Source organism: Trinickia sp. (assembly GCF_057351765.1).
This window is the reverse complement of sequence record NZ_JBMRBK010000079.1, coordinates 33,547-59,791: the sequence shown is the minus strand read 5'-3', so window position 1 is coordinate 59,791 and position 26,245 is coordinate 33,547. Positions and strand designations below refer to the sequence as shown.

General features: G+C 62.3%; 26 protein-coding genes. 14 read left to right on the top strand and 12 right to left on the bottom strand.

The window, feature by feature from the left end; genetic code table 11:
• Positions 1-86: 86 nt before the first annotated feature.
• From ACO1XS_RS22285 to ACO1XS_RS22275, 3 genes are all read right to left on the bottom strand, one after another.
• Complete coding sequence (locus ACO1XS_RS22285) at positions 87-353, bottom strand: hypothetical protein (RefSeq protein WP_173258101.1); 267 nt, start codon at positions 351-353, stop codon at positions 87-89.
• 208 nt (positions 354-561) lie between these two features.
• The gene (locus ACO1XS_RS22280) at positions 562-792 is read right to left on the bottom strand and encodes a hypothetical protein (RefSeq protein WP_486391724.1); all 231 of its coding nucleotides are present in this window, start codon (positions 790-792) and stop codon (positions 562-564) included.
• Between the two features lie 61 nt (positions 793-853).
• On the bottom strand, positions 854-997 hold the full coding sequence (locus ACO1XS_RS22275; protein WP_331572144.1) for a hypothetical protein: 144 nt from the start codon (positions 995-997) through the stop codon (positions 854-856).
• Between the two features lie 157 nt (positions 998-1,154).
• On the opposite strand from ACO1XS_RS22275, the gene ACO1XS_RS22270 reads away from it, so the two are divergent.
• On the top strand, positions 1,155-2,024 hold the full coding sequence (locus ACO1XS_RS22270) for a manganese catalase family protein (protein ID WP_331572142.1): 870 nt from the start codon (positions 1,155-1,157) through the stop codon (positions 2,022-2,024).
• 12 nt (positions 2,025-2,036) lie between these two features.
• On the opposite strand, the gene ACO1XS_RS22265 is transcribed toward ACO1XS_RS22270, so the two are convergent.
• Positions 2,037-3,131, bottom strand: a complete 1,095-nt coding sequence (locus ACO1XS_RS22265) for a glycosyltransferase family 4 protein (RefSeq protein ID WP_331572140.1) — start codon at positions 3,129-3,131, stop codon at positions 2,037-2,039.
• A gap of 164 nt (positions 3,132-3,295) precedes the next feature.
• Here ACO1XS_RS22265 and ACO1XS_RS22260 point away from each other — a divergent pair, with 164 nt between their 5' ends.
• The 3 genes from ACO1XS_RS22260 (at position 3,296) to flhC (ending at position 4,862) form a co-directional block, all read left to right on the top strand.
• Positions 3,296-3,814: a metal-dependent hydrolase gene (locus ACO1XS_RS22260; protein WP_331572138.1), complete on the top strand. Its 519-nt coding sequence runs from the start codon at positions 3,296-3,298 to the stop codon at positions 3,812-3,814.
• Positions 3,815-4,000: 186 nt separating this feature from the next.
• Positions 4,001-4,318 (top strand): flagellar transcriptional regulator FlhD, encoded by a 318-nt coding sequence (gene flhD / locus ACO1XS_RS22255; RefSeq protein WP_173258091.1) that lies wholly within the window; start codon positions 4,001-4,003, stop codon positions 4,316-4,318.
• 19 nt (positions 4,319-4,337) lie between these two features.
• The gene (gene flhC / locus ACO1XS_RS22250; protein WP_173258089.1) at positions 4,338-4,862 is read left to right on the top strand and encodes a flagellar transcriptional regulator FlhC; all 525 of its coding nucleotides are present in this window, start codon (positions 4,338-4,340) and stop codon (positions 4,860-4,862) included.
• Here the strand turns inward: flhC and ydiJ are convergent.
• Positions 4,810-7,908 carry a D-2-hydroxyglutarate dehydrogenase YdiJ gene (gene ydiJ, locus ACO1XS_RS22245; RefSeq protein ID WP_331572136.1) on the bottom strand — a complete coding sequence of 1,033 codons (3,099 nt, stop codon included), beginning with the start codon at positions 7,906-7,908 and terminating at the stop codon, positions 4,810-4,812. The two genes, flhC and ydiJ, sit on opposite strands and share 53 nt — an antisense overlap.
• Before the next feature lie 143 nt (positions 7,909-8,051).
• Here ydiJ and ACO1XS_RS22240 point away from each other — a divergent pair, with 143 nt between their 5' ends.
• Positions 8,052-8,939 (top strand): LysR substrate-binding domain-containing protein, encoded by an 888-nt coding sequence (locus tag ACO1XS_RS22240; RefSeq protein ID WP_331572134.1) that lies wholly within the window; start codon positions 8,052-8,054, stop codon positions 8,937-8,939.
• A gap of 18 nt (positions 8,940-8,957) precedes the next feature.
• Here ACO1XS_RS22240 and ACO1XS_RS22235 read toward each other — a convergent pair whose 3' ends face one another.
• From ACO1XS_RS22235 to ACO1XS_RS22220, 4 genes are all read right to left on the bottom strand, one after another.
• Entirely contained in the window at positions 8,958-9,845 is an 888-nt protein-coding gene (locus ACO1XS_RS22235; protein ID WP_331572329.1) for an amidohydrolase family protein, read from the bottom strand.
• 94 nt (positions 9,846-9,939) lie between these two features.
• The gene (locus ACO1XS_RS22230) at positions 9,940-10,968 is read right to left on the bottom strand and encodes a substrate-binding domain-containing protein (protein WP_331572132.1); all 1,029 of its coding nucleotides are present in this window, start codon (positions 10,966-10,968) and stop codon (positions 9,940-9,942) included.
• Positions 10,969-10,994: 26 nt separating this feature from the next.
• Entirely contained in the window at positions 10,995-11,924 is a 930-nt protein-coding gene (locus tag ACO1XS_RS22225; RefSeq protein WP_331572130.1) for an ABC transporter permease, read from the bottom strand.
• 119 nt (positions 11,925-12,043) lie between these two features.
• Positions 12,044-13,564: a sugar ABC transporter ATP-binding protein gene (locus ACO1XS_RS22220; RefSeq protein WP_331572128.1), complete on the bottom strand. Its 1,521-nt coding sequence runs from the start codon at positions 13,562-13,564 to the stop codon at positions 12,044-12,046.
• A 206-nt stretch (positions 13,565-13,770) separates the two neighbouring features.
• On the opposite strand from ACO1XS_RS22220, the gene ACO1XS_RS22215 reads away from it, so the two are divergent.
• The 5 genes from ACO1XS_RS22215 to ACO1XS_RS22195 all read left to right on the top strand — a co-directional run bounded on the left by ACO1XS_RS22215 (position 13,771) and on the right by ACO1XS_RS22195 (position 18,824).
• Positions 13,771-14,655, top strand: coding sequence for a LysR substrate-binding domain-containing protein (locus tag ACO1XS_RS22215; RefSeq protein WP_331572127.1), 885 nt, complete (start codon positions 13,771-13,773; stop codon positions 14,653-14,655).
• A gap of 152 nt (positions 14,656-14,807) precedes the next feature.
• The gene (locus ACO1XS_RS22210) at positions 14,808-15,557 is read left to right on the top strand and encodes an SDR family NAD(P)-dependent oxidoreductase (RefSeq protein WP_331572125.1); all 750 of its coding nucleotides are present in this window, start codon (positions 14,808-14,810) and stop codon (positions 15,555-15,557) included.
• A gap of 61 nt (positions 15,558-15,618) precedes the next feature.
• On the top strand, positions 15,619-16,944 hold the full coding sequence (locus ACO1XS_RS22205; RefSeq protein ID WP_331572123.1) for an MFS transporter: 1,326 nt from the start codon (positions 15,619-15,621) through the stop codon (positions 16,942-16,944).
• A gap of 39 nt (positions 16,945-16,983) precedes the next feature.
• Positions 16,984-17,829, top strand: coding sequence for a transketolase (locus tag ACO1XS_RS22200; RefSeq protein ID WP_331572121.1), 846 nt, complete (start codon positions 16,984-16,986; stop codon positions 17,827-17,829).
• On the top strand, positions 17,826-18,824 hold the full coding sequence (locus ACO1XS_RS22195) for a transketolase family protein (RefSeq protein ID WP_331572119.1): 999 nt from the start codon (positions 17,826-17,828) through the stop codon (positions 18,822-18,824). Before ACO1XS_RS22200 ends, ACO1XS_RS22195 begins: the two co-directional genes overlap by 4 nt.
• 73 nt (positions 18,825-18,897) lie before the next feature.
• Here the strand turns inward: ACO1XS_RS22195 and ACO1XS_RS22190 are convergent, their stop codons facing one another.
• Both ACO1XS_RS22190 and ACO1XS_RS22185 read right to left on the bottom strand, forming a co-directional pair.
• Complete coding sequence (locus tag ACO1XS_RS22190) at positions 18,898-19,380, bottom strand: NUDIX domain-containing protein (protein ID WP_486391723.1); 483 nt, start codon at positions 19,378-19,380, stop codon at positions 18,898-18,900.
• Positions 19,381-19,477: 97 nt separating this feature from the next.
• Positions 19,478-21,052: an alpha-amylase family glycosyl hydrolase gene (locus tag ACO1XS_RS22185; RefSeq protein WP_486391722.1), complete on the bottom strand. Its 1,575-nt coding sequence runs from the start codon at positions 21,050-21,052 to the stop codon at positions 19,478-19,480.
• Between the two features lie 39 nt (positions 21,053-21,091).
• Between ACO1XS_RS22185 and ACO1XS_RS22180 the strand changes: the two genes are divergently transcribed.
• From ACO1XS_RS22180 to ACO1XS_RS22165, 4 genes are all read left to right on the top strand, one after another.
• A complete protein-coding gene (locus ACO1XS_RS22180) occupies positions 21,092-22,756 on the top strand; it encodes an alpha-amylase family protein (protein WP_331572113.1) in 1,665 nt (554 codons plus the stop codon).
• A gap of 111 nt (positions 22,757-22,867) precedes the next feature.
• Positions 22,868-24,634: a fumarate reductase/succinate dehydrogenase flavoprotein subunit gene (locus tag ACO1XS_RS22175; RefSeq protein ID WP_486391721.1), complete on the top strand. Its 1,767-nt coding sequence runs from the start codon at positions 22,868-22,870 to the stop codon at positions 24,632-24,634.
• Between the two features lie 14 nt (positions 24,635-24,648).
• Positions 24,649-24,894, top strand: coding sequence for a 4Fe-4S dicluster domain-containing protein (locus ACO1XS_RS22170; RefSeq protein WP_331572109.1), 246 nt, complete (start codon positions 24,649-24,651; stop codon positions 24,892-24,894).
• Positions 24,895-24,900: 6 nt separating this feature from the next.
• Complete coding sequence (locus tag ACO1XS_RS22165) at positions 24,901-25,194, top strand: DUF971 domain-containing protein (protein WP_331572107.1); 294 nt, start codon at positions 24,901-24,903, stop codon at positions 25,192-25,194.
• Between the two features lie 44 nt (positions 25,195-25,238).
• Here the strand turns inward: ACO1XS_RS22165 and ACO1XS_RS22160 are convergent, their stop codons facing one another.
• On the bottom strand, positions 25,239-25,964 hold the full coding sequence (locus ACO1XS_RS22160; protein WP_331572105.1) for a Rossmann-fold NAD(P)-binding domain-containing protein: 726 nt from the start codon (positions 25,962-25,964) through the stop codon (positions 25,239-25,241).
• Positions 25,965-26,245: the final 281 nt, after the last annotated feature.

Genomic DNA, 26,245 nt, shown 5'->3' with positions numbered 1-26,245 from the left:
CCGCAGCCGGGCGTCGCCGATTCGGCGCTAGACGCCGTCCTCGGCGGGTCGGACCGACGGCCGATGCTTGCCAAATCGGCGCCGCGCTACATGCCGATCTTCGCCCGTAGTTCCCGGGCCGTCTCGAGCAATCCTTCGTAGCCTGCCCGGCTATGCTCGGGGAGGTCGGGATCGCCCACGAGCGCGCCAAGCGTCTCGATCAAGCTATATACGATGCCTTTTGCGGCGCTGACGGCGATGTTACCGGTACTGAGCTGCTTGTCGACGTGACTGAGCGCCGATTCGAACTCGCCTAGTTCGAGCGGTTTGGAGGGTCGGTCTTCGCTGGGTTTGTTCGACGGATCGGACATCATGACGGTCATTTCCTCACATTCGGCGGGTCCTGCGCCGGCCGCCGTGCTCCGCAAACGCACCGCCGGTCGAGACCCCGTGCGGTTCTTATATACCCGCTGCGCGCTTACGTCCACCCGGTGTGCTTGCGCCGCCGCACGCAAAATCCGCGAAAGGTCGTGTAACAGGTAGCGAGCACTGGGCAAATCACCCGCCAAGATTCGGCTTCGATCAACGCCTCGAACGCTTCGCCGTCGCAAGATGCGCATTGACGCGGATCGGGGGGCCATCGTCGCGGTACGGCGGCTGCGGCACGGACGTATCGATGACGCCCGGCCGGAATACCGCGCACCCGCGTTTTCGCGCACGATAGTCGACGATGCGAATCAACTCATCGATCGATCCGTAGCCCAGTTCATAGCCGGCGTCGCGCGCATCGTCGATTGCGCGGGTCAGGTTCATCCGAAGCACGGGATCGCCGTGCACGAGATGCGACAGGTCGCGAACCACGCTTGCGTAGTGATCATGCCTGCCCCGCGCGTTCGGCCCTTGCCCGCGCCCGCGCGGCAATCTCGCAGCGAAACGCCGCGGTGCGTTCTTCCCGCGCCGGCATCCAACTGCCGAGACGGCGCCGCTCTTTCAATGGTCCTTGTCGATGGTCGCTCATGGCGCCCTCCTTTGCGCCTGCACCCAGCAATTTGCCTGCCACACCGGCAATGAGCCGACGTGGGCCGGCGGGAATAGCCGTTGCGTATCCGGATAGGCCGAGCGGGCACCGATACCTGGCCGGAGGCATCCATTCTCGTCTTCTCGAAGGAGTTCCCATGTTCATTCACAACAAGCGTCTGCAATACACCGTGCGCGTCGGCGCGACCGACCCCGGTCTCGCCAATCTGCTGCTCGAACAATTCGGCGGGCCGCAGGGCGAGCTCGCCGCCGCCATGCGCTATTTCACGCAAGCCGTTGGCGAAGAGGATTCGGGGCGCAAGGATATGCTTTATGACATCGCGACCGAAGAGCTGAGCCACCTCGAGATCATCGGTTCGATCGTCGCGATGCTGAACCGCGGTGCGAAAGGCGAGCTCGCCGAGAACATCGATGCGCAAGCCGAGAGCTATCGCAAGCTCCACGGCGCCGGCAATGACAGCCACGTGACGCAACTGCTTTACGGCGGGGGTCCGGCGCTCACGAATTCGGGCGGCGTGCCCTGGAGTGCGGCCTACATCGACACGATCGGAGAACCGACCGCCGATCTGCGCTCGAACATTGCCGCCGAGGCGCGCGCAAAAATTATCTATGAACGCCTCATGAACGTGACCGACGACCCGGGCGTGCGCGATGCTCTGGGCTTTCTCATGACGCGCGAAGTCTCGCATCAGAAGTCGTTCGAGAAAGCGCTGTATTCGATCACGGGCAATTTCCCGCCGGGAAAACGTCCGCCCTCGAGCGAGTTCGCGCAGGTCTACTACAAGATGTCGCAAGGCGACGCGCCTATCGAAGGCCCGTGGAATCGGGGCGATGGCCTGCGGCTCGTCGCCAATCCGCCCGCGGCAGCGGATGGGGGCGATGGCAAGGCATCGGTCGTCCTGTCCAATGCGGAGCGTACGGCGCTCGAGGCCATGGCGCAGCGCCAGCAGTCAGACCGCACCGTGGATCCCACCACGGGCGCGGAACTCGGTAGCCAGAAAAAATAACCGGAGGCCCGCCTATCCGGCGGGCCGCCTCATCACCCTGGCTCCGGCGTAATAGGGGCTCGCGGGAGTGTAAGGCTGCCGGGCGAGCAGGCTTTCATAGACGCTCAGATAATCGCCGGTCATCCGCTGTGCCGTGAAACGCTCGTCGAATACGCGACGGCACGTGCGGCGGTCGATGTCGCCTATCGCGTGAACGGCAGCGACGGCGCTTTCGACGTCGTCGACCACGCGGCCGTTCAGGCCGTCTTCGACAATCTCCGGTATGGCACCGCGACGGAACGCGATCGTAGGCGTGCCGCAGGCCATCGCCTCGACGATCACAAGACCGAACGGCTCCTCCCAATCGATCGGCATCAGCAGCGCGCGGGCATTGGAAAGCAGACGGGCCCGCGCTTCGCCACCGACTTCGCCGAGGAATTCGACATGGCGGCGATGTCGTGCGATGAGCGGTTCGATCGTCTCGTGGAAATAGGCTCGCTCGCCTTCGTGAACCACCGCGGCGATTTTGAGCGGGACGTCCGCACGACAGGCGATCTCGATTGCCAGATCGGGACGCTTGCCGGGCGTTATCCGGCCCATGAACAGCAGATACTCACCAGCACGCTCCGCATACGGCAGTTCGTCGGGCGGTATGCCGTGGTGGACCGTGCGCTGCCAGCGAGCCCAGGGCAACGGAGTGCGCTGCGAACGCGAAATGGAGACCAGCGGAACGTCGGCAAAGGTACGCAGCAGCGGGCCATGGTCGTTGGGCAACAGTAAGCCGTGCAGCGTCGTGATATGGCGGCAAGGCAGATAACGCGCGAGCGGAAAGTGCAGCGGCTCGCCATGAAAATGCACGATATCGAAATCGTGCGCGCGCCGGGCCAATTGCCCGAGTTGATGAAGATGGTGAGCCTGCGTATCCCAGACATTGCGATCGCGCCACAACGCGCGCTCGCAGCTCGGCACGAGGTGGGCCGACGTGCGCGAGTCGCCGCTCGCGAAAAGGGTCACATCGTGGCCGCGCGCGACGAGCGCTTCGGTCAGGTAATGGACGATGCGCTCGGTCGCGCCATATGCGTGAGGGGGGACGCTTTCGTACAACGGCGCGATCTGGGCGATACGCATGATAGGGACTCCGGCGGCGGCATGCAGGCGGCCGCGCATCGAGCATGCCTGCGCCGGCGGTTGGCACCTCCGCTTTTGGTGGCATCCCGGCGCGCAGCCGTCGACGGCTGCGCCCCATCCGTGATAGCGTCCCATTCCTTTTGGCTTCCGAGCAGGTCCTCGTTATGGCATCTCGCAGTGCGCACCATCTGACCGGTTGGGCAGCAGGTGTGATCGCAGCGGTGCTCGTCGCGCAAGCGGGCGCGGCGGGCCCCTGGTATATCGGCAGCTTGGCCGCGTGCCTGGCGGGCGTCGCAGGCGGCACCGCGCCCGATTGGCTCGAAATCGCGTGGTGGAGCCGCAGCCGGCGGCTTTGGATCACGCATCGCACCGCCACGCATTGGGGGGTCGGATGGATTGCCGCCCTCCTCCTGGCCTATCGCTCGCTGGGCCATGCACATCCCGTCGCCGCGCCGCTGTTCGGGTTCGCGTGCGGCGGCCTCATGCATCTCGTTGCGGACTGGCCCAATCCGCTCGGCGTGCCTTGGATATTCAGGCGCCATTCGCTGAACTGGTGGAAGAGCGGGCGCTGCGATCTGCTCGTGGTCGCACTGGCGTGGGCGGCAGCCTGTTGGGTCGCCCGGCCGCTCCTGGCCGCGCCCGTGGGACATCTGGCGCATGGACTGCGCGTGCTCGCGCACTGAGCAGCGGCCCACGTAGGAAAACGCCGACAGCGGGCGTAGTCCGGACGACAGAATCTTCCGCCGTGGCTGATTGGTAGCGCGAACGATCTGAACAATACTTCCGTTCACCGCACGCACGGCCCGAAGGTCCCTCGAAGCAGTGCAGGCAAATGTCGTGCGACCCGCCCCCCGCTGAAGAGGCAAACAGTGAACGATCGCGAAACGCTCGAATCGATGCGCGAATTCAACATCTCGTATCTGATGCTCGCGCAGCACATGCTCAACGATGATTTCGCCGAGGGCATGTTTCGGCTGGGCTTGTCGGCGCAGATGGCCAACCTGATCCAGATGCTGTCGCCTTCACAAACGGTCAGGCTTGCCCAGAGCGAAGACCTGGTCTGCGACATCCGGTTCGATGACGCCGCGATGCTCTCGGCTCTGGCAACGACCGATACCGGCCGCGATCTGAGCGCGATGCATGCTGCCATTTTGCTGGCCGCACAGCCTGCCAGGCAATTCAGCTGACCGACCAACGGAGCACGCCATGCCGAAGATGAGCCTGATCGAAGAAGCGCGGGAAGTGTCGCGCGCCGTCGCGTTGATTGAGCTGGGCGCCCGCATGCAGGTGCTCGAATCGGAACTGACGCTCTCGCGCGACCGACTGATTCGCATTTATCGCGAGGTCAAGGACGAGTCGCCGCCGAAGGGCATGCTGCCCTCCTCTGCCGATTGGTATATGACATGGCAGGCCAACATTCATTCGTCGCTCTTCTACCACACGTACACCTTTCTTAGAAACGAAGCGAGCTGTTCGCACGTCGATGCGCTCACCAAGGGTTACCGCCTCTACCGCGAGCATTGCACGCGCGGCGGACTCGATGTGCATCTCGACTTGACGCGCGCCTGGACGCTCGTACGCTTTTTCAAAGGCGGCATCCTCGATATGCATCCCTGCTGCCGGTGCAAAGGCAAGTTCGTCTCCTATAAGCACGATCTGCCCCGCGCCCGCGCGTGCGTCATGTGCCAGCCGCCGTCACGCGCCGGGAAGAAGTCGAAGACGCTGAATTGAGCACGCTCGGTCCGGCGTCGAGCAATCGGAGCAACACTTGCAGCGGATGCGTCAGCTCCGCTGCGTCAACCGCCTTCACCTGGCAGCGGCAGGAATAGCCGGACGCCATCAGTCTGCCGCCTGCCGCGTGCCGCGCCACGGCGGGCCCCCAACTCATGGCGTAAATCGTCTCCGAGGTCGCGCGGTTGCGCGCCTCATGGCCGTAGGTGCCGGACATTCCACAGCAACCCGTCGACAACACATTCAACCGGGCGCCGAAAACCGCGAAAACCCGCTTCCAGTCATCCATCGCATTCGCCGCGTTCGTGCGCTCGGTGCAATGCGCAAGCAGCACGTAGGCCTCGCCATCCTGCGCGACAGCGCGAGTCCCGGATCCGAGCGCTTCGGCTAACCACTCCTGCAGCAGATGGACCCGGGGCACGCTCGCTTCGCCCAGGGCCTCCTTGTACTCCGAGCGATACACCAACGTCATCGCCGGATCGATACCGACCAGCGGCGCTCCCGCCGTTTCGAGGCGCTCGAGCATTTGAACGTTTCGTTGCGCGGTACGGCGGAACCGGTCGAGAAACCCGTGCACATGCAAAGGCTTCCCGTTCGGTAATAGCGGCGCCAACAGCGGATGAAAGCCGAGCTTCGCCATGAGGCGCAATGCGTCGACGACGAGCCCCGTTTCGAAATGACTGGTGAACGTGTCCTGCACGACGACGACAGTCCGCAGCCCACGGGCTTGCGCGGCTGCGATGCGCTCGGGCGTTGCCGTCGCGAAGCCGCCGCGCCTCGCCTCGGCGGCCAGATCGACACCGCTCAGCGTTGGAATGCCGACGAGGCCGATACCACGCAGCGACCATTGGCCCGCGGAGCTGGCCAGGATCGCATTCACGAGCCGAGCAACCTTGGCCATCCAGGGCAACGCCGGTTCTAGACAGGCGAGCACCCAGTCTCTGGCCGGGCGCAGGTAGCGCGTGTGGTAGGCGGCCAGAAATTTGGCGCGAAACGCGGGCACGTCGACCTTGACGGGACATTGGCCCGCGCAGGACTTGCAGGCCAGGCAGGTATCCATCGCCTCTTTGACCTCATGCGAGAAGTCGTACTCGCCCCGGCGGAACGCACGCGTGTTGCGGATTTTTTGCGGCAGCGAGGCGATGCGCCGCAAATTGCCGGGCACGCGCCCATCGAGATGATGTGCCTGTCCGCGCTCGCTGATCAAATAGAGCCATTCACGCAACAGCGATGCGCGGCCCTTCGGGGAAAAACGGCGATCGCGCAGCGCTTTCCAGGAAGGACACATTGCGTCGTCGGGCGAGAAATTGAAACAGGCCCCGTTGCCGTTGCAATGCAGCGCATCCGGGAAAGAGCGGCGCAATACAAGCGGTATGACGCGGTCGCGTTGCCCTCGCGTCGGGACTTCATCGAGACGCGTCAGCGCCTGTCCCGGCGGGGTCGCGATCTTGCCCGGATTGAGCTGGTTGCGCGGATCGAACGCGGCCTTGATCTGCTGCAGCCGCGAATACAGCGGGCCGAAGAACGCCGGCGCATATTCCGAACGCAAGCCCTTGCCATGCTCGCCCCACAGTACGCCGCCATATTTCCGAGTCAACGCCACCACGTCGTCGGTAATCGCACGTATCAGGCCCTCCTGCGCGGGGTCCTTCATATCGATAACCGGACGCACGTGCAGGACGCCCGCATCGGCGTGCCCGAACATCCCGTAGACGAGTCCCCTGCGGTCGAGCAGCGCGCGGAACTCGGCGATGTAGTCGGCGAGGTGCTCGGGAGGCACCGCGGTGTCCTCCACGAACGGAATCGGGCGCGCCTCGCCTCGAAGGCGCCCCAACAGGCCGACCGCGCGCTTGCGCATGGCCCAGATTTTCCCCACTTCAGCATGGCCGTTCGCGACCGCATGGCCCAACACGCCGCGCGCGTCGTCCGAACCGCCCAGTAAAGCAACGCCCGCGCTGAGCGTCGCTTCGAGCGTATCGAGATCGTGGGCGGTGAACTCGACCAGATTCACCGCTTCAAGCGGCGCGGCGGCATCGGGAAAGAACCGTCGGATTGCCGGCCAGGTGTTGTCTTCGCGAGCCAGACGCAGCACGACCGAATCGATGGTCTCGATCGAGGCCGCATCGATCTTCAAGAGCCGCGGCGCATCGCGCAGCGCCGCATCGAAGCTGGCGTAGCCCACCACGATCAGCGCCGTAAACTTCGGAATGGGGAGCAAGTTGACCTTGGCTTCGCAGACGAGGCCGAGACTGCCCTCCGAACCGCAGAGAATGCTGTTCAGATCGAACCGGCCGCGGCTATCGCGAATGTGAGCCAGATCGTATCCGGTCAGGCTGCGATTCAGCGTCGGAAAGTGCTGTTGAATCAGTGCGGCATCGCGCTTCTGGATGTCGTCCACCGTTCGATGCACGCATCCGACCAGATCGTCGCGCGCGCTGATGTCCGCCAGCGTTTCGTCGTCGATCGAAGCGGAAGTCCAGACGGTCCCGTCGGTCAGCACGGTGACCAGTTCGAGCACATGATCGCGCGTCTTGCCGTACCGGCATGAGCCCTGCCCGCTCGCGTCGGTGTTGATCATGCCGCCGAGGGTGGCTCGGTTCGACGTCGAAAGCTCGGGCGCGAAAAAAAGGCCGTGCGGCTCCAGCGCCGCTTCCAACTGGTCTTTGACGACGCCGGCTTCGACTCGCGCCCAGCGCTCTTCGACGTTGATCTCGAGAATGCGATTCATGTGGCGCGACAGGTCGACCACCACACCATCGCCGAGCGATTGCCCGTTCGTCCCCGTGCCGCCGCCCCGCGGGAAAAGACGCAGCGCGTGAAAACGCGGATTCGACGCGAGGCGCGCGATCCTGACCAGATCCTCTCGGGTCGCCGGAAACACGACGAGCGCAGGGAGTATCTGATAGACCGAGTTATCCGTGGCCAGCGCGGCGCGACTGCCGTAGCTGTCGCGGATGTCTCCCTCGAAGCCGTGCATCCGCAGCTCCGTTGCAAAGTCCAGATAGAGGCTGCCGCTCTGGGGCAGGCGATCGAGACGCGGAATCATGGGGCTCCCGAAGACCGTCGGCCGGCATCGCACAGCATCGTCGACGCGTCGAACGACGGCATATAAGTCATGGATCCCAAGTCTAGATTGCTTCCAGCACCGGAAAAAGTGTATTGTCTTGCGGTCTTACATGAGTTTTATGAATGAATCCGCGCACGTTGACTCCATCGATGTCTCTGCTGCTGGCGTTCGAGGCTTCGGCCCGGCACCAAAGCTATACGCGGGCGGCGGAAGAACTCTCGTTGACGCAAAGTGGCGTCAGCCGCCAGGTACAGGCCCTCGAGGCGCTGCTCGATGTCCGGCTTTTTCTACGCAAGGGGCGCCGGATCGTATTGACCGATGCTGGCCGGATGTATATGCGCGAGGTGGGCGCGGCGATTGCGTCGATACGCAACGCGACGTTGCAGGCCATTGCGTATCGGTCGGGCGGCGGGAACCTGAACCTCGCGGTGCTGCCCACCTTCGGCGCGCGCTGGCTGATGCCGCGCCTGCATTCGTTTTATGCAGCCCATCCCAGCGTCGTCGTCAATATGCATTCGAGAATCGGCCAGCTCGATCTGGAAACGGCGGGCATGGATGCCGTGATCGGCGTCAGCGATAACGACCTGCCGGGGCTGACCTCTCACTGCCTGCTCGAAGAAGAGCTCGCGCTTATCGCCAGTCCCGATCTGCTACGGCGGCACCCGATCAAATCGGCCCGGGACGTCGATTCGCTGTTGCTGCTGCGCGTCGCCACCCGGCCGAACATCTGGCGCGAATGGTTCGATGCATGCAAGGTCCGGGGACGCACCCTGCGCCCCGGGCCCATCTTCGAATTGACCTCGCATTTGATTCAGGCAGTCGCAACGGGCATCGGAGTCGGCCTCGTGGCCCGATGCCTCATCGAAGATGAGCTCGAGTCAGGAAAACTCGTTGTGCCGTTCGATTCGCCCTACTCAAGTGGGATGCGCTATTACTTCGCCTATCCCGCCCATAAATCGGAGCTGCCGTCCGTCGCAGCGTTTCGCGATTGGCTGTTGGCCTGCCGGTAAGACCGCTCGACGCCGGGCTCAAAGACGGTACACACGGGCGGCGTTGTCGTGGAAGAGCGCGGCGCGCTCCGCCGCTGAAAAGTCGCGTGTAATCGACTTGAAGGCATCAAAGAGATCATCGTAGCTGCTGAACAGCTTGTCGACCGGGAAGTTCGACGCAAACATGCAACGCTCGACGCCGAATGCGTCCAGCGCGTCGAGCACGAACGGGCGAATGCTCTCCACGGTCCACTTCCAGTCGCCCATACCCAACCCCGAAATTTTGCAAGCAACGTTCGGCGCGCCCGCCAGCGTCCTCATCGCCTTTTTCCACGCCCCGATTTCCTCCGGCGCGCGATCTACCGGCATTCCGGTGTGATTGAGCACGATCTGCGTATCAGGGAAATCGCGCGCGAGCGCGCTCGCCTCTTCCATCTGCGTGTAATAAAGCTGCAAATCGAATGAGAGCCCATATTGCCTCAGCAAACCGTACCCGCGGCGCCACTGGCTGTCGCTCATCAAATGCGGGTGGTCGATAAAGGTCTTGACCGGATCGCGATGAAAATTCAGGCATTGGCGAATGCCCTTGACGTTGGGGAATGCGCAGTGTGCCTCGATGATCGATTCGACATCGCGCGACGCAAGGTCCGCGAATCCAACGATACCGTGCGGGTATCCATGCTTGTCGGCTACGCTTTGCAACCAGCGCGTTTCGGCAACGGGGTCGTTGTGATCGTATTCCACTTGCAGATGAACGGATTTGACGACGTTCTGATTCCGGATATCGTCGAGAAAATCCTCGATCAGGTAGTCTCGGCGAATCGCGGAATAGTCGCCGAAAACACGTTCGAGCATCGGTCCCTGCAACCAAGGATAGCGGCCGGTTTTGAGATCGTAGAGATGGTGATGCGGATCGATGATGGGCAGATTGTCCATGGCGTTTTCCGAGCCGAATGTCGTTTAAGGAAAGCGCGCCCGCCAGGCATCGCGCGGCGGGCACGCCCACTTGCTTCAGTTCGCGTTAGTAGTTCCCCGCGGACGGCGGGTACACGCGCTTCACCGTCGCTCGCGCCTCGGGACTGTCGATCGTCTCGCGCGTCACAAGCGGTTCCTTGAGCGCAAGGTCCTGCGTGGTCGGTTTGTGGTTGAGCGCGTTGAATACCTGACTGGTCGCATCGATACCTTGGCCCACGGCCTCCTGCAGGAATATTCCCTGAATCGCGCCGTCGCGCAGCAGGCGGATCGTGGTCGGGCTGCCGTCGGCCGTCACGACGGCGACCTTACCGGTGAGGCCGCGCGTTTGCAAGGCCTTGGCGGCGCCGGTCGCCGCTTCGTCGTACATGCCGTAGATCGCCTTCACGTCGGGGTGCGCAGTGAGGATATCGTTGGCCTGGGCTACCGCCTCGTTGACGGTCAGGCCATGCGTCTCAAGCACCTGTACCAGTTCGCATCCATCGCTCTTGAACGATTGCTGCGCGCCCTTCATGTATTTCTGCGCGTTCTCGCGATCCTGTGGCAGCGACAGCATGGCCACCTTATTGCCGCCGCGTTCCTTTGCGAGCTTGCATACGTATGCGCCCTCGGCCTTTCCGGTTTCGTAGTTGTTTGCGGTGACCGCCGATGTGTAGTCGGTCTGCCCTGACTGCGGCCCGATGCCGGCAAATGCGACGGGCACCGATTGAGATTTGAGCAAACGCAGCACGGGCGGCGTACTGGTGGAGCTAACCGGGCCCATCACGATCGCGCTCACGCCGCGCGTCAATGCAGTGCGCACATTGTCCATCTGCTTTGCGGGAGAGTTTTCCGAGGTGAACTCGACGTAGTTCATGCCCAGTTCCTGCGCACGCTGCTTCACGCCATAGGCCACCCACTGCCAATATGAAATATCGAGCGACGGCGCGATATACGCTACCGTGGGCTTGCTCTGCGCGAGGGCGAGCTGCGGCGTGGCCGACGAGGCAGCGGCAACGGCTGCAGCCAGCATCAGCCGCATGACGAACTTCGGGCCCCGGCCAAACATGTTCGAATTGCGATCGGGTGTAGACATCATGTCTCCTTTTATCGATGTGATTCGGCTTAGCGCCGCGCTTTGGTCACGCGGTCGACGAGGACCGCAATGAGAATGACGATTCCCGTGACGGTGCCCTGCCAGAAGCTGTTGACGCCGATGAGGTTCGCGCCGTTCTGGATGATCGTGATCATCAGCGCGCCGAGTAACGCGCCGATCGCCGAGCCCGTTCCGCCGAACAGGCTTGCGCCGCCGATCACGACCGCCGCGATCGCCTGCAGCATGAGGCTCGATCCCGCCGTTGCCTCGGCGTTGCTGATATACGAAATGCTGAGGATGCCGGCGCACGACGCCAGCAGGCCCGACAGCAAGTAGGCGCAAAGGCGGATGCGGTTGACGGGAATGCCGATCGCTCGTGCCGACGAACTGCTGCTGCCTACCGCATAAAGCCAGCGGCCCGCGACGAGCTTGTTCAGTCCGAGTTCGATGCTCAGAAGCAGCAACACACACCAAAGCGCATAGTTCGGAATCCCGGGAACGATAGTTCCCGAATTCAGCAGCCAGTAATTCGGGTCGGAGATGGGCAACGAATGGCCGTCCGTGACGATGAACGACAAGCTGCCCGCGATCGCATAAGTACTCAACGTCACAACGAACGGCGCGAGCCCGACGAACGTCACCAGTGCGCCGTTGACGGCGCCGACGATCAGTCCGATACCGAGTCCCGCGAGAGAACTCACGAGGGCGCCGCAACCGTGCGCCATGGCGAGCCCCGTGACCATTCCGGTCAACGAGAACACCGAGCCCACGGACAGATCGATGCCGCCTGTGATGATCACCAGCAGCACGCCGAACGACATGATCGCGAGCGGTGCGGCCGCTTGCGTGACGTTGGCGAGGTTACCGACCGACAGCGCCGCCGGCACGATCATGCCGACCGCGAGTTCGATGACCACGATGGCGATCGCTATCGCGATTTCCGTTCGGTAACTCGACACGATCCGTCGCCTCGTTTTCGAAGGCGGTTCGCGTTCGGCCGAGATCGCTTGTGGCAGCGTCTTCATAATGTCTCCTGAGTGGAAATGATGCGCTCGCGGTTTGCTCGCGGTTCGCTCGCTCAGGCAGCCATGCCTGTTGCGTCGGCGAGCGTCGATTCGTCGATGTCGGCGTGCTCGAGCACCTTGGTCGGCTGTCCGTTCAGATCGAAAGCGAGCACCACGTCGCACAGTTCGACGAGCTCGACATATTCGGTAGACCACCAGACGACAGCGCAGCCGCGTTCCGCCAATCGGCGGACCAGCCCATAGATTTCTCGCTTGGTGCGAATGTCCACGCCGCGCGTGGGCTCGTCGAGCACCAGCAGTGTGGGATTGAGCATCAGCCAGCGGGCGACGAGCAGCTTTTGCTGTGTGCCGCCGCTCAGTGTTGCGGGCAGGTCCCAAAGCGAGCCCGCGCGAATATTCAACGTTTCGAGCAGTTGCGCGCCGTGGGCCGCCTCCGCACGCCGTGCGAAAGACCGGCCGCGAACGACGCGCTCCGCTGCGCTCAGATTGTCGACGATGGGCAGGCTATGCAGGATGCCCCTGTCTGCGCGGTCTCCCGAAATGAAGCCGACGCCGTCCCGCGCGGCCGCGGACGTGCTTGCATAGTGCAGCGGCTTGCCCGCGCGCAACAGCTCCCATTCGCCAGGCGCCGCAAGCCCGGCCAACGCATCGATAAGACGCGCCGGGCCAGCCGGCGCTCCGGCGAGGCCCACGATCGTACCGGGGTAGACATCCAGGCGAACATCCGCCCTTCTCAGACTCAGCAGCGGAACACCGGCACCAGTGCTCGCAACGGTGCGCGATGCACTGGGATGCGAAGCACGCTGGGTCGAGTCTTTTGCTGGCCCGTCCGTTGTCATGAACTGGCCCATCGATTCCACAATGTCGCGATCGCTGATCGATGTGAGCTTCGCGCGGTCGACGGCCGTCTTGCCATCGCGAATGATGGTGCAGACATCGGCAACCTGCCGGATCTCACGCATGCGGTGCGAGACGAACAACACAGCGAGTCCCGTCTCGGCAATGAGGCGACGCACCACCGAAAAAAGCCGCGCCGTCTCCGCGGCCGTCAAGTTCGCCGTGGGTTCGTCGAGCAGCAGCAGTTTCGCGCCCGAGCTCAGTGCCCGCGCGATTTCGACGAGTTGGCGCTCGTGCAGCGTCAGATCGCCGACGAGACGATCGACCGACTCATGAGCGAATTGTGGATCGATGAGCGATAACGCATCGGTGGCCATCGCTCTCGCGATGCGTTCGCTGTATGTGCGCGCGCCGCGCCGAAGCCGCGGCAACGCAATGTTTTCCGCGACGGAAAGATGCGGCAACAAGGCCAGTTCCTGATTGACGACCGCAATGGCGCCCGGATCGACATCCGCCGTGATGGAGGTTCCAATGGGTCTACCCTCGAACTCGATAGCGCCGTTGTCGCGCTGATGTTGCCCGGAGACGATCTTGATGAAAGTCGACTTGCCGGCGCCGTTGCCGCCGAGGAATGCGTGGACCTCGCCGCGCGCGACCGACAGGTCGAATCCGCGCAACACAGTCGTCGGTCCAAAGCGCTTCTCGATCGAACGCGCGGACAACAAGTATTCCGACATGCGTGTCTCCGTAACTTCTCGTGTTTTTACTGCGCCGCATCGTGCAACATCCCGGAGCGCGCTATATTCGTCGTAACTGCCACTTCGGCAACTCATCTTCAGGGATTGCACGCTGCCTGCTTCGCGCAAAGTGTTTCCAGCATGGCAGTGCCCGCGCTTCCCGGACAAGGCGGTTTCGTTCAACTGCGACTGAAAAAAATTTAACTATGCGTATCCCCCCTCTCAAAGCGATCCTCGCGTTCGAAAGCGTCGCGCGCACAGGCAGCGTGAATCGCGCCGCGGAAGAGCTCGGATTGACCGCCTCGGCCGTGAGCCACCAGATAGGCAACCTCGAATCGATGATTGGGCGGGACTTGTTCGTCAGATCGGGACGGGGCTTGGTATTGACCCCTACGGGCAAACGCTATCTGTCCGATGTCACGGGCTCGCTCGCCGATCTGAGCCGCGCAACGGAACGAGCGTCGAACGTCAAGGGGCTGGAAATACTACGGGTGCATTCAAGTCCGAGCTTCGGCCTCATGTGGCTGCTGCCGCGGCTCGCGTCGTTCCAGGAAGCCAACGGCGATATCCAGCTCAATCTCGCCTGCTCGTATGAGAACGTGTCGTTTTCGAATGGCTATTACGACATCGACATCCGGCACGGTTACGGCAATTGGACGAACCTCGAGATCAAGACGCTGCGCGGCGAGTTCATCGCGCCGCTCGCGTCGCCTCGCTATCTCGAACAATACCCGGTCAGCAAGCCTGACGATCTGCTGAACTGCAGGCTGATCTATTCGGAAACGCCGCTCGTGCAATGGAATCAATGGTTCGGCAGAACCGGTGTCTCCGCCGCGCACAAGACCTTCGATTTTTCGTATGACCGTTCATACATGTCGCTCGAGACAGCCGCCATGGGGCTCGGCATCGCACTTGAATCGCTGATGCTCGCCTCCGTGCGCATCAAGGAAGGCGTGCTGGTGCCCGTGTTCGACGAAAGCTTCGCCGTCGAGGTCAGTGCCCATCATCTGGTCTACCCGTCGCAGAACGCGGATTTGCCCCGTGTCGAGCGATTCCTCGCATGGATGGACACTCAGCGCGCCGCCAGCTGATCGCACAGCATGGCGCGGCGATCGCCCGCTGCCGATGATGCGATGCATCATCGCCTCACCTGAATATTTCTCAATCGATGTTGAGCGATACCGCGTTGATGCGTGCGCTCCCAACACCGAAACTCCAGCCATCGTTCAATTGGAGACAAACGATGTTGCTCGAGAACAAGATCGTCATGGTGACCGGCGCCGCATCCCCGCGCGGCATAGGTAAAGCCACCGCCCGTGCGCTCGCGGCGCAAGGCGCGCGAGTCGTCGTGCTCGATTTGCGCGAGGCAGATGCGAAGTCGGCCGCCGCGGAGCTCGGCGAAGGACATCTCGGTTTAGCCTGCAATGTGACCGACAAAGCAGCGTGTGTCGCCGCTGCGCGCGCAACGTTCGAGCACTACGGACGAATCGACGGACTCGTGAACAACGCGGGCATCACCCAGCCGGTGCGCACGTTGGAGATCTCGGCCGAGAATTTCGATGCGATCGTCGACGTGAATCTACGCGGCACGTTGTACATGTCGCAGGCCGTCATCCCCGCGATGAGGGAACAAGGCGGCGGCAGCATCGTCTGCATGTCGTCCGTTTCCGCGCAACGGGGCGGCGGCATCTTTGGCGGCCCCCACTACAGCGCGGCGAAAGCCGGTGTGCTCGGCCTTGCCAAGGCCATGGCACGGGAATTCGGCGCCAACGGCATCCGCGTGAATTCAATCACGCCGGGCCTCATACAAACCGACATAACAGGCGACAAGCTCACGCCCGACATGCGCACGGAAATCATCAAGGGCATTCCGTTGGGCCGGCTCGGCGACGCTGCCGATGTCGCCAATGCCTGCCTTTTTCTGATCAGCGACCTGTCGGGCTACTTGACCGGCATCACGCTCGATGTGAACGGCGGCATGCTGATTCACTGAGCCAAGCCTATATCGAACCGCCGACATCCGGATGAACCGGAGCCATGGCAGGAGACAAAACATGAGAATGAAGTACACCGACGCGTCCGTCACGGACGGCGTAGCGCCGCGTTACGACGCGCGAGATTTCGAAGCGAAGACCTACGCGAAAGTGGGTCGTCGCCTGATACCGTTCCTGATGCTGTGCTATCTCGGTGCGTACCTGGATCGCGTCAATGTAGGGTTCGCCAAACTGCAGATGCTCAACGAGCTCCGCTTCAGCGAAACGATCTACGGCATGGGCGCGGGGATCTTCTTCCTCGGATACTTTCTATTCGAGGTGCCGAGCAATCTGATCCTTCACCGCGTCGGTGCCCGCAAATGGCTCGCGCGCATCATGCTGACCTGGGCGGTCATTTCCGCGAGCTTCGTCTTCGTGAAGTCGCCCGCGGCGTTCTACGGGCTCCGGTTCCTGCTCGGCGTTGCAGAGGCGGGGTTCGCACCGGGCGTCATTCTCTATATGACGTACTGGTTCCCCTCCGAGCGGCGGGCGAAGGCACTGTCGTTGTTCTTCATGGCGATCCCGCTGGCCGGCATTCTCGGCGGCCCGCTTTCGGGCTGGATCCTGCATTCGTTGCAGGGCTCGCTTGCGATGTCCGGCTGGAAATGGCTGTTCCTGCTCGAGGCACTGCCGTCGCTCGTGCTGGGGATCGCGATCCTCTTCTATCTCGACGACGGTATCCAGCAAGCGAAGTGGCTGACCGACACGGAAAAGGCCGTGCTCGCCCGCAACGTATCCAGCGATAACGCGCAAAAAGTCGCCCACCTCTCGATCCGTGCATTCGTGCGCGATCGCCGCTTGTGGCTCATGGCTGCGATCTACTTTTGCGTCGTGCTCGGTCAGTACGGGCTCACGTTCTGGCTGCCGACCATCATTCGTAAAGCCGGCGTGGCCGATCCGCTGTGGGTGGGGCTCTTCACCGCAGTGCCTTACCTCTGCGCGATCGTCGCGTTGCCGTTGATCGGCGCCAGCGCGGACCGTTTCAGAGAACGCCGCTTTCACCTCGCGGTCCCAATGCTGATCGCGGCGGCCGGCTTCGCGTCGCTGCCGCTGCTCGGCAGTGTGGGCGCATCGATCGTCTGCCTGTGCGTTGCATCCGCGGGCATTCTCGCGGCGTCGTCCCAATTCTGGTCGTTGCCCACCGCGATGCTGGGTGGCGTGTCCGCCGCCGCGGGGATTGCCGCGGTCAACTGCTTTGCCAATCTCGCGGGCTTCTTTTCGCCTGCGATCGTAGGCTGGCTCAACGATTTGACAGGCAAGTCCACGGCTGGCCTCGTTTTCATTTCGCTGGCCGTGACGCTCGGCGCCTTGCTGGTTTTCCTCGTGCCCCGATCCGTCAATCGCTGAGCCAGCTTGTCATTTCATCGGCTGATCACAGGAGAGAACATGAGCAGTCAAATTACACCGGAGGCCGTGCCGCTCGCGGAACGCGCCTGGCGGATCCGCAGAAATGCGCTGTTGATGGGCGAGGTCCAAGGTCAAGGCTACATCGGCCAGGCACTGGATATCGCCGATGTCCTCGCAGTCGCCTACTTCGGCGCGATGCGCTATCGCGCGGACGATCCCGATTGGGACGGACGAGACCGCTTCCTGCTCTCCAACGGGCACTACGCGATCGCGCTCTACGCCGCGCTTTTCGAAGCCGGCATCTTGCCCGCTCATGAGCTCGAGAGCTACGGAAGCGACGACAGCCGCCTGCCGATGTCGGGAATGGCGAGCTATACGCCCGGCATGGAAATGTCGGGGGGGTCGCTCGGACAAGGCCTGACGATTGCGGTCGGACGGTGCCTCGGGTTGAAGCGCAAGGGCTCCGATGCCGTCGTCTATACGCTTTTCTCGGATGGCGAACTCGATGAAGGCGCGATCTGGGAAGGCATCATGTCCGCCGCGCATTGGAAGCTCGACAACCTGATCGCGATCGTCGACGTCAACAACCAGCAGGCAGACGGCCCGTCCACGCAGATCATGGCATTCGAGCCGCTCGTCGACAAACTCGCGGCGTTCGGTTGGTTCGTGCAACGAATCGACGGCAACGACATCGACGCCGTGAAGCGCGCATTCGACAATGCCCGCGCGCATGCCGAACCGCAACCGCGCATCATCGTCTGCGATACGCGCATGGGGTGCGGCGTGCCGTTTCTCGAGCAACGGGAGAAGAACCATTTCATTCGCGTCGACGAGCATGAGTGGAAGCTCGCGCTTCAGGCACTCGACGCAGGGAGAAAAGCATGAACACCGTGGCAGACAAGCCGCGTCTGAAGACGTCGGCGATGATTGCGTCCATCGCGGGCGAGGGACAGGTGACCCGCTCCGCGCCGTTCGGGCATGCGCTGGTCGAACTGGCGCGCGACAAGGCGAATGTGATCGGTATGACGGCCGATCTGGGCAAGTACACCGATCTGCACCTCTTCGCCAAGGCGTTTCCCGAGCGCTACTACCAAATGGGAATGGCGGAACAGTTGCTGATGGGCGCGGCCGCGGGGTTCGCGCACGAAGGCGCGCAGCCGTTCGTAACGACGTATGCCGTCTTCGCGACGCGCCGCGCCTACGACTTCATCCATCAGACGATCGCCGAGGACAACCTCGATGTGAAGCTGGTCTGCGCCCTGCCCGGTTTGACCACGGGCTACGGTCCGAGTCATCAGGCGGCCGAAGATCTCGCGCTCATGCGCGCGATGCCCAATATGACGGTCATCGATCCTTGCGACGCGCTGGACATCGAGCAAATGGTGCCCGCCATCGCCGCGCATAAGGGGCCTGTCTATGCGCGTCTGCTACGAGGCAACGTGCCGGCCGTGCTCGACGAATACGATTACCGGTTCGAGCTCGGCAAGGCGAAAATGCTACGCGACGGCAACGATGTGCTGCTGATCGCCTCAGGCATTCTGACGATGCGCTCGCTCGAGGTCGCTCGCGCACTCGAAAAGGACAACATCGGGGCCGCCGTGCTGCATGTGCCGACCATCAAGCCGCTCGACACCGAGACCATCGTGCGGGAAGCCCGGCGCAGTGGACGCATGGTTGTCGTGGCTGAAAACCATACCGTCGTCGGTGGGCTTGGGGAAGCGGTGGCGGCGGAACTGATGCGAGCCGGCGTATCGTGCCCGTTCCGGCAGATCGCGCTTCCGGACGCGTTCCTCGATGCCGGGGCGCTGCCGACGCTGCATGACCGCTACGGGATATCGACGAACGTCATGGTTGAACGCATCAAGGGTTGGTTGAAATGATGTAAGCCCATACCGTGTTCAGACACCGCTCCGGCTTCGCGGCAATGTGGCCTGAACACGGTTCGAAGCATCTTCATCGACTGCTGCCGATAAATGCAGCGACTGCCCCCGTCAGCGCGATGCCAGTCAATTCCTCCGGGGACGCCAGCTGCGCGGCGACGATCTCACGGTTATCGAGCCGCAGCGCGGGTAGGCGATCGAGGTGCAGTTCAAAAAAATGCACGTGGTCTATTCGCCCGTCCCACGTACCGCGGACGATGCCCGCGGGCGACAATGCGTCCACCGAGAGGCCCAGCTCCTCCTGCATTTCGCGCCGCGCCGCCGCGTCGGGCGCCTCGCCTGGGTCGAGACTGCCGCCGGGAAAGCCCCACTCGGCCCGGTACGATGGCTTCACGAGCAGGAGCGCCCCGCCGACGTAGACCGCTACGAGCGCACCCTCGTGATGAGGCCGTCGAACGTGCCACCAGATACGAGCCAGCCGGAATCCGAGGCGAAGTACCATGCGCCAGACAGCATCGACGACCCGGGTCGATCGCGTTCGCTCGAGGCTCGGCATCAAGTTTCTCTTTTTTCCATTGGTCGATCACTCTCACGGGACGGCTGGCGAATGATGAATGATATGTGGAGCCGGATAGCGGTTGCAATTCAAGCGTTCACACAGCCGCGACAAATGCTTCGCCGGCCGAAAGCCGATTGACGCCTTCTTGAAGCGGCTGACCGTCTCGGCCGGCAAGCGTCGATAGCAACACGACGCCACCGTGTGCGGATACCGTGGCATCTTCGCGGCCCATATTCAACGCAATCAAGAGCCGCTCATCGTCGTGGCTCCGTTCGTAAGTCAGCACATCGCCCTGTGCAGCCACGTTCGCTATCGTGCCCCGCACAAGCGCCGCGTGGCTGCGTCGCAACTCGAGCAGGCGACGATAGAGCGACAACAGGCTCGACGCGTCGCCCTCTTGCGCTCGAACACTCGTCGTCGTGCCAACCGGCAACCAAGGCCGACCGGTCGTAAATCCGCCGTTGGGCAGCGAACCGTCCCACTGCATCGGCGTACGCTCCGGATCTCGCCCCTGCCCGATTCCGGGTTGCCGCAGTTCCGCCGGATCGCGAATCGCATCGGGCGGAATACGACCGTCGGTCATACCGATTTCATCACCGTAATACAGTGTCGGGGTGCCGCGCAGTGTCAGCAGCAACACGGCCGCCACGCGCGCCTGCTGCGCACCGATGCGCGATGCGACACGGGGATTGTCGTGGTTGCCGAGCACCCAGTTCGGCCAGGCATGTTCGGGCAACGCGCTGTTGTAATCCCGTATCGAGCGGGCGATATCACCCGCGCGCCAGGCCGCGTTGAGCAACTGAAAGTTGAACGGCATATCGGCACCCTCGCCGTTCGGCCCGTAATACGTCATCAGCTGAGCAATGGGCAGATAGATTTCGCCAATCAACACCTTCTCGCCATATTCGCTGAGCGTGGCACGCATCGAGCGCACGATGTCGTGCACTTCTGGCTGATCCTCAGTGTAAGTCTGCAATAGCCGGTGATGTTCGGGCTCACCGGGCCGGTAGCCGGAGTTAGGCGGATTGTCGCGAAACTGCGCGTCCTTGATCAGCAACCAAAGTACATCGACACGGAATCCGTCCACGCCGCGATCGAGCCAGAAACGCAGCACGTCGTCCATGGCGCGGCGCACTTCCGGATTGCGCCAATTCAGGTCGGGCTGCTCGCGTAAAAACGCGTGATAGTAGTACTGCCCGGTCGATTCGTCCCACTCCCACGCCGAGCCGCCCATTCTGCTCAGCCAATTGTTTGGCGGCCCTCCGTCGGGTGCCGGATCGCGCCAAAGGTACCAGTCGCGCTTCGGATTATCGCGCGACGAGCGGCTCAGCTCGAACCAGGGATGCTGGTTAGACGTGTGATTCGGCACGAAGTCGAGCAGGACCTCGAGGCCGAGACGATGGGCGTGGTCCACCAATTGCTGGAATTCGGCAAGCGTGCCGAACATGGGGTCGATATCGCAGTAATTGGCGACGTCGTAACCGAAGTCGGCCATGGGAGACGGATAGATAGGCGAAATCCAGACAGCATCGGCCCCGAGCGCGGCGATATATCCCAGGCGCGCGGCGATGCCCGGCAGATCGCCTATGCCGTCACCGTTGCTGTCTTGAAACGAGCGCGGATAAATCTGGTAAATGACACCACGTTGCCACCATTTCAGCTCCGACATAGCCGTTCCTCTCAACGATTCATCGTTTCGACGCCCCGCATGTTCAACGACCTCTGGTATAAAAATGCCATCATTTATTGCCTTTCGGTAGGCCGGTTCCTCGACGCCAATGGCGACGGCATCGGCGACTTCCAGGGTCTCATGCGGCGGCTCGATTACCTGCAGGGGCTGGGCGTGACGACGATCTGGCTGATGCCGTTTCAGCCGTCGCCGGGACGCGATAACGGGTACGACATCACGGACTATTACAACGTCGATCCGAAATACGGCACGCTCGGCGACTTCTCCGAATTCACGCATGCATGCGACGAGCGCGGCTTGCGCGTCATCATCGATCTAGTGGTGAACCACACGTCCGACCAGCATCCCTGGTTTCAGTCAGCACGTAGCGATCCCGGTTCGCGCTATCGCGACTGGTACGTGTGGTCCGACAAGAAGCCCCCCAATGCGAAAGGCGGCGTGGTGTTCCCCGGCGTGCAAAAATCGACGTGGAGTTTCGACAAGCAGGCGAAGCGCTGGTATTTCCACCGCTTCTACGATTTTCAACCGGACCTGAATACGTCCAATCCCTGGGTTCACGCCGAGCTGCTGAAAATCATGGGCTTCTGGGTTCAGCTTGGCGTATCGGGGTTTCGAATGGATGCCGTCCCGTTCGTGATTGCCGCGAAGGGTGCCGCGGTGCGCGAACATATCGAGCAATACGGGATGTTGCGCGCCTTTCGAGAATTTTTGCAATGGCGCGAGGGCAACGCAATCATTCTCGCGGAGGCGAATGTCCTGCCCGATACGGATTTCCAGTATTTCGGCGATGCGGGCGAGCGCTTGCCGATGATGTTCAATTTTCAACTGAACCAGAATACGTTTTACACCCTTGCGACGGGCGACACCAAACCGCTCAAGAAGGCGCTTATCGCAACGAAGCCGCGCCCCGCGAGTGCGCAATGGGGCGTATTCCTGCGCAATCACGACGAGCTCGACCTGGGCCGGCTGCCACCTGAAATGCGCGATGCGGTGTTCGCCGCATTCGGCCCGGAACCGAACATGCAGTTGTACCAGCGCGGCATTCGCCGCCGGCTCGCGCCGATGCTGTCGGGCGATAGGCGCCGGCTCGAACTCGCCTACAGTCTGATGCTGACTTTGCCGGGCACCCCGGTGATCCGTTACGGCGACGAGATCGGCATGGGCGACGACCTGAGCCGGCCCGAGCGCGAAAGCATGCGTACGCCGATGCAATGGTCGGTCGAGCCCCAAGGCGGCTTCACGAAACATCCTAAGCCGCCTGTGCCGGTCATTTCGGGCGGACCTTATGGTTTTGAGCGCATCAATGTGGCGCAGCAGCGCCGCGACCCCGAGTCGTTTCTGAACTGGACGGAACGGATGATCCGCATGCGCCGCGAAATGCCCGAAATCGGCTGGGGCGATTTCGAGGTGCTGCGCACATCGCGAAACGATGTGCTTGCGCTGCGCTATGACTGGCGCAACAACTCGGTCCTATGCCTGCATAACTTCACCGCCGAGGCGTGCACCGTGAGATTTCGCTCCGGCTGCAACCGGCCCGACGACGACCGGCTGATCAACCTTCTTTCCGATGACCACAGTCAGGCGGGCGACGACGGCCGACATGCGGTCGTGCTCGAGCCTTACGGGTACCGGTGGTACCGGGTCGGCGGACTCGATTACCTGCTCAGGCGCACCGAGGTCTAGCGGCGCTCGAGTGTCGCTCGCAAGGAAAATGCAAAGCAGAAATTGTTGGTTGGACCTCATGTAGCCGCTCGTTAGACTCGACTCATCTTGTCATAACGAGTCGGAACGCAGATGAACACGCATGTACTCGAATACGACATTGTCGTGGTTGGCGGCGGCACGGCCGGCCCGATGGCTGCCGTCAAGGCGAAGGAGCGCGACCCCAGCCTGAAGGTCCTGCTACTCGAAAAGGCCAACGTCAAACGCAGCGGCGCCATTTCGATGGGGATGGACGGCTTGAACAATGCCGTCATCCCGGGCCACGCGACACCCGAACAATATACGCGCGAGATCACGATCGCAAACGACGGCATCGTCGATCAGTCGGCCGTCTATGCGTACGCCAAACACAGCTTCAAGACGATCGAGGAACTCGACCGTTGGGGCGTCAAATTCGAAAAGGACGGCAACGGGGATTACGCGGTCAAGAAAGTGCATCACATGGGCTCTTACGTGCTGCCGATGCCGGAAGGTCATGACATCAAGAAGATGCTGTATCGGCAGCTAAAACGCGCTCGCATCGCGATCACGAACCGCATCGTCGCCACGCGTCTTTTGACGGACGCGCATGGCAACGTCAGTGGCGTTCTGGGCTTCGATTGCCGGACGGCCGATTTCTACGTCGTTCGCGCGAAGGCCGTAATCCTGTCATGCGGCGCGGCGGGACGACTGGGCCTGCCCGCTTCCGGCTATCTGATGGGCACCTACGAGAACCCGACCAACGCGGGCGACGGCTACGCCATGGCGTATCACGCGGGCGCTGCGCTCGCGAACCTCGAATGTTTTCAGATCAATCCGCTGATCAAGGACTACAACGGCCCCGCTTGCGCCTACGTGACGGGGCCGCTCGGCGGCTATACGGCGAACGGCAAGGGCGAAAGGTTCATCGAATGCGACTACTGGAGCGGACAGATGATGTGGGAGTTCTACCAGGAACTCCAAAGCGGCAATGGTCCCGTGTTCCTCAAACTCGACCATCTCGCCGAAGAAACGATCCAGACCATCGAACAGATTCTGCACACCAACGAACGCCCGAGCCGCGGGCGCTTTCATACGGGGCGCCGAACCGACTATCGGCATCAGATGGTCGAGATGCACATCTCCGAGATCGGCTTTTGCAGCGGACACAGCGCCTCGGGCGTGTATGTCAACGAACGGGCCGAAACCACGGTTGGCGGCCTTTATGCCGCGGGTGACATGGCCGCCGTGCCGCACAACTACATGCTCGGCGCCTTCACGTACGGCTGGTTCGCGGGGCAAAATGCGGCGGCCTTCGTCGCGGGCCGCGAGCACGCCCCGCTCGATCAGCAGCAGATCGATGCCGAGCGCGCACGCGTGTTTGCACCGCTCGAACGCGAACACGGGCTTGCGCCCGCGCAGGTCGAATACAAGCTGCGCCGCATGGTCAACGATTATCTGCAGCCGCCGAAGGTCACACGCAAGATGGAAATCGGCCTGCAACGCTTCGAGGAAATCGCCGCAGACATCGCGTCGATCAAGGCCACGCATCCCCATGAACTGATGCGCGCGGCCGAAGTGCGCGCGATCCGAGATTGCGCGGAAATGGCCGCGCGCGCGTCGCTGTTTCGCACGGAAAGTCGCTGGGGACTCTATCACCATCGTGTCGACTACCCGCTGCGCGACGACGCGCATTGGTTCTGCCATACACATCTGCGCAAGGACACGCAGGGCCGCATGCTCAGCGAGAAGCGCGCCGTCGAACCCTATATCGTCCCGCTCGACGAGCGGGACATGGGTTCATACCGCAACCTTCGCATCCATGCGGATGAGAAGAGCCAACGGACGCATACGGGCGCGTTGGCCGACGCCAGTGCCTGAAGGAGAAAAGTCCCATGTCGTACATCCCGCATGACATTCTTCACCGAAGCACGGCGCCCGTCACGATCGACGAAAGCAAATGCATTGCCGATAAGGGCTGCACAGTCTGCGTCGATGTCTGCCCGCTCGATTTGCTCGCGATAGACGTCAGCAAGGGCAAGGCATACATGCAATTCGACGAATGCTGGTACTGCATGCCGTGCGAACAGGACTGCCCGACCGGCGCGGTCAAGGTCGATATCCCGTACCTGCTGCGCTAGCGAGCCATGAAGAGTCCACGGTCGATCGAGTTCAATGCCGATGCGTTGACACTGCATTGGAACGGCGAACCGGCACAACAGATTTCGGCGCATGCGCTGCGGATGCAGTGCCCATGCGCCGAGTGCCGACGACTTCGCCTACGCGGAGCAACGCCTGTCGTGCCGCGCGATATCGCCGTTCTGGAGATTCGGTCGGCCGGTTACGGCATGCAGCTGGTATTCAGCGACAATCATGCGCGGGGTATCTTTCCATGGGCCTACGTGGCCGCGTTGTCCGGCTTCGCTCTCAGTTCGATGTGACGTGGGCAAGCTGTGATCACACAGCTGCGACCCCGCGCCTGATTTCACTGCCAACCGGATGGAGGAGGCAGGCCATCTTCCAAAACTCTCGTACAAATTGCGTTGGGGTGCAGGCTCCTTAGCTTTTCCCAATCGCTGGCGAGCGTTTCCAGGTTGAGAAGGCCACTCTCCGAATTAACAATTTCGGTCATCATCTCGGGTGTCAATACAACGCGCGTCTGCTGCCCCGTTTCCGAGTTGTAGAAATCGGTCAGTGCATGCAATCCCGCGGCGCCATGGTGGTTCACGATCTCGGAGATCTGATACGGTGTATGGCCCCATCCCTCGAGCGCCTCGGCATGAGTGCGCAGCGCATCCAGCGCCTCGATGCCATGCATGTGAGCAATTACGACGAGCTTTGCGGGCCTGTACGGTAGCGGCCCGTCGTCGTTCGCGCGTCTCGCCAGTTCAGCCATCAATCGCTCTTTGTGTTTATCGGGCCAGCGCTGCAACTCATTGCTGTACACCCCGACTCCCTTAAGTGCCGCCGCGCCGCAGTTTTTAGCGATCGTGAGCCACTGTTCACGCGTGAATGCGTCGAAATCGAGGTCGCCCGACGCCAGCACGGTTAATGTCGCGAATGCGTCGTTTGGACGCATTTTGATAATGTCGGCAATGTCATCCGTGGAAAAGCCATCCGAAAACAAGTCGGACATCATGTCGCTCACGCTTTGCCCAGGGTGGCGGAGTCCGGCTCGCTCCGATTCGAGAGTCGCGATAATCTCGCGCATCTTGCCCTCGCTGACTGACGGCGCCGCGCGATCGGTCGTTCCAAACGATGCGGTCCGATGTCTATCGGATTGTCCCCGCGGCTGCAAGCCGTCTGTCAGCGGAGATTGCGCGCGAACGACGGGATCGATAGGTCGAGGCGCTTTGCCTCCACCGTCCGCGCCGCCCGGATCCGGCAAACCTCCCGAACCGGCCGGCGTGCTGTCACTGACACCTCGCATCACAAGCCCCTTCCATACAAATATGACGATGACGCGACTATAGGAAATGTCGTGACGACGAT

What these genes read in the sequence shown, in the direction of transcription:
- ACO1XS_RS22285 (WP_173258101.1), bottom strand. Translation starts at nt 353, where the DNA reads ATGATGTCCGATCCGTCGAACAAACCCAGCGAAGACCGACCCTCCAAA.
- ACO1XS_RS22280 (WP_486391724.1), bottom strand. Translation starts at nt 792, where the DNA reads ATGAACCTGACCCGCGCAATCGACGATGCGCGCGACGCCGGCTATGAA.
- ACO1XS_RS22275 (WP_331572144.1), bottom strand. Translation starts at nt 997, where the DNA reads ATGAGCGACCATCGACAAGGACCATTGAAAGAGCGGCGCCGTCTCGGC.
- ACO1XS_RS22270 (WP_331572142.1), top strand. Translation starts at nt 1,155, where the DNA reads ATGTTCATTCACAACAAGCGTCTGCAATACACCGTGCGCGTCGGCGCG.
- ACO1XS_RS22265 (WP_331572140.1), bottom strand. Translation starts at nt 3,131, where the DNA reads ATGCGTATCGCCCAGATCGCGCCGTTGTACGAAAGCGTCCCCCCTCAC.
- ACO1XS_RS22260 (WP_331572138.1), top strand. Translation starts at nt 3,296, where the DNA reads ATGGCATCTCGCAGTGCGCACCATCTGACCGGTTGGGCAGCAGGTGTG.
- flhC (WP_173258089.1), top strand. Translation starts at nt 4,338, where the DNA reads ATGCCGAAGATGAGCCTGATCGAAGAAGCGCGGGAAGTGTCGCGCGCC.
- ydiJ (WP_331572136.1), bottom strand. Translation starts at nt 7,908, where the DNA reads ATGATTCCGCGTCTCGATCGCCTGCCCCAGAGCGGCAGCCTCTATCTG.
- ACO1XS_RS22240 (WP_331572134.1), top strand. Translation starts at nt 8,052, where the DNA reads ATGAATCCGCGCACGTTGACTCCATCGATGTCTCTGCTGCTGGCGTTC.
- ACO1XS_RS22230 (WP_331572132.1), bottom strand. Translation starts at nt 10,968, where the DNA reads ATGATGTCTACACCCGATCGCAATTCGAACATGTTTGGCCGGGGCCCG.
- ACO1XS_RS22220 (WP_331572128.1), bottom strand. Translation starts at nt 13,564, where the DNA reads ATGTCGGAATACTTGTTGTCCGCGCGTTCGATCGAGAAGCGCTTTGGA.
- ACO1XS_RS22215 (WP_331572127.1), top strand. Translation starts at nt 13,771, where the DNA reads ATGCGTATCCCCCCTCTCAAAGCGATCCTCGCGTTCGAAAGCGTCGCG.
- ACO1XS_RS22210 (WP_331572125.1), top strand. Translation starts at nt 14,808, where the DNA reads ATGTTGCTCGAGAACAAGATCGTCATGGTGACCGGCGCCGCATCCCCG.
- ACO1XS_RS22205 (WP_331572123.1), top strand. Translation starts at nt 15,619, where the DNA reads ATGAGAATGAAGTACACCGACGCGTCCGTCACGGACGGCGTAGCGCCG.
- ACO1XS_RS22200 (WP_331572121.1), top strand. Translation starts at nt 16,984, where the DNA reads ATGAGCAGTCAAATTACACCGGAGGCCGTGCCGCTCGCGGAACGCGCC.
- ACO1XS_RS22195 (WP_331572119.1), top strand. Translation starts at nt 17,826, where the DNA reads ATGAACACCGTGGCAGACAAGCCGCGTCTGAAGACGTCGGCGATGATT.
- ACO1XS_RS22190 (WP_486391723.1), bottom strand. Translation starts at nt 19,380, where the DNA reads ATGCCGAGCCTCGAGCGAACGCGATCGACCCGGGTCGTCGATGCTGTC.
- ACO1XS_RS22185 (WP_486391722.1), bottom strand. Translation starts at nt 21,052, where the DNA reads ATGTCGGAGCTGAAATGGTGGCAACGTGGTGTCATTTACCAGATTTAT.
- ACO1XS_RS22180 (WP_331572113.1), top strand. Translation starts at nt 21,092, where the DNA reads ATGTTCAACGACCTCTGGTATAAAAATGCCATCATTTATTGCCTTTCG.
- ACO1XS_RS22175 (WP_486391721.1), top strand. Translation starts at nt 22,868, where the DNA reads ATGAACACGCATGTACTCGAATACGACATTGTCGTGGTTGGCGGCGGC.
- ACO1XS_RS22170 (WP_331572109.1), top strand. Translation starts at nt 24,649, where the DNA reads ATGTCGTACATCCCGCATGACATTCTTCACCGAAGCACGGCGCCCGTC.
- ACO1XS_RS22165 (WP_331572107.1), top strand. Translation starts at nt 24,901, where the DNA reads ATGAAGAGTCCACGGTCGATCGAGTTCAATGCCGATGCGTTGACACTG.
- ACO1XS_RS22160 (WP_331572105.1), bottom strand. Translation starts at nt 25,964, where the DNA reads ATGCGCGAGATTATCGCGACTCTCGAATCGGAGCGAGCCGGACTCCGC.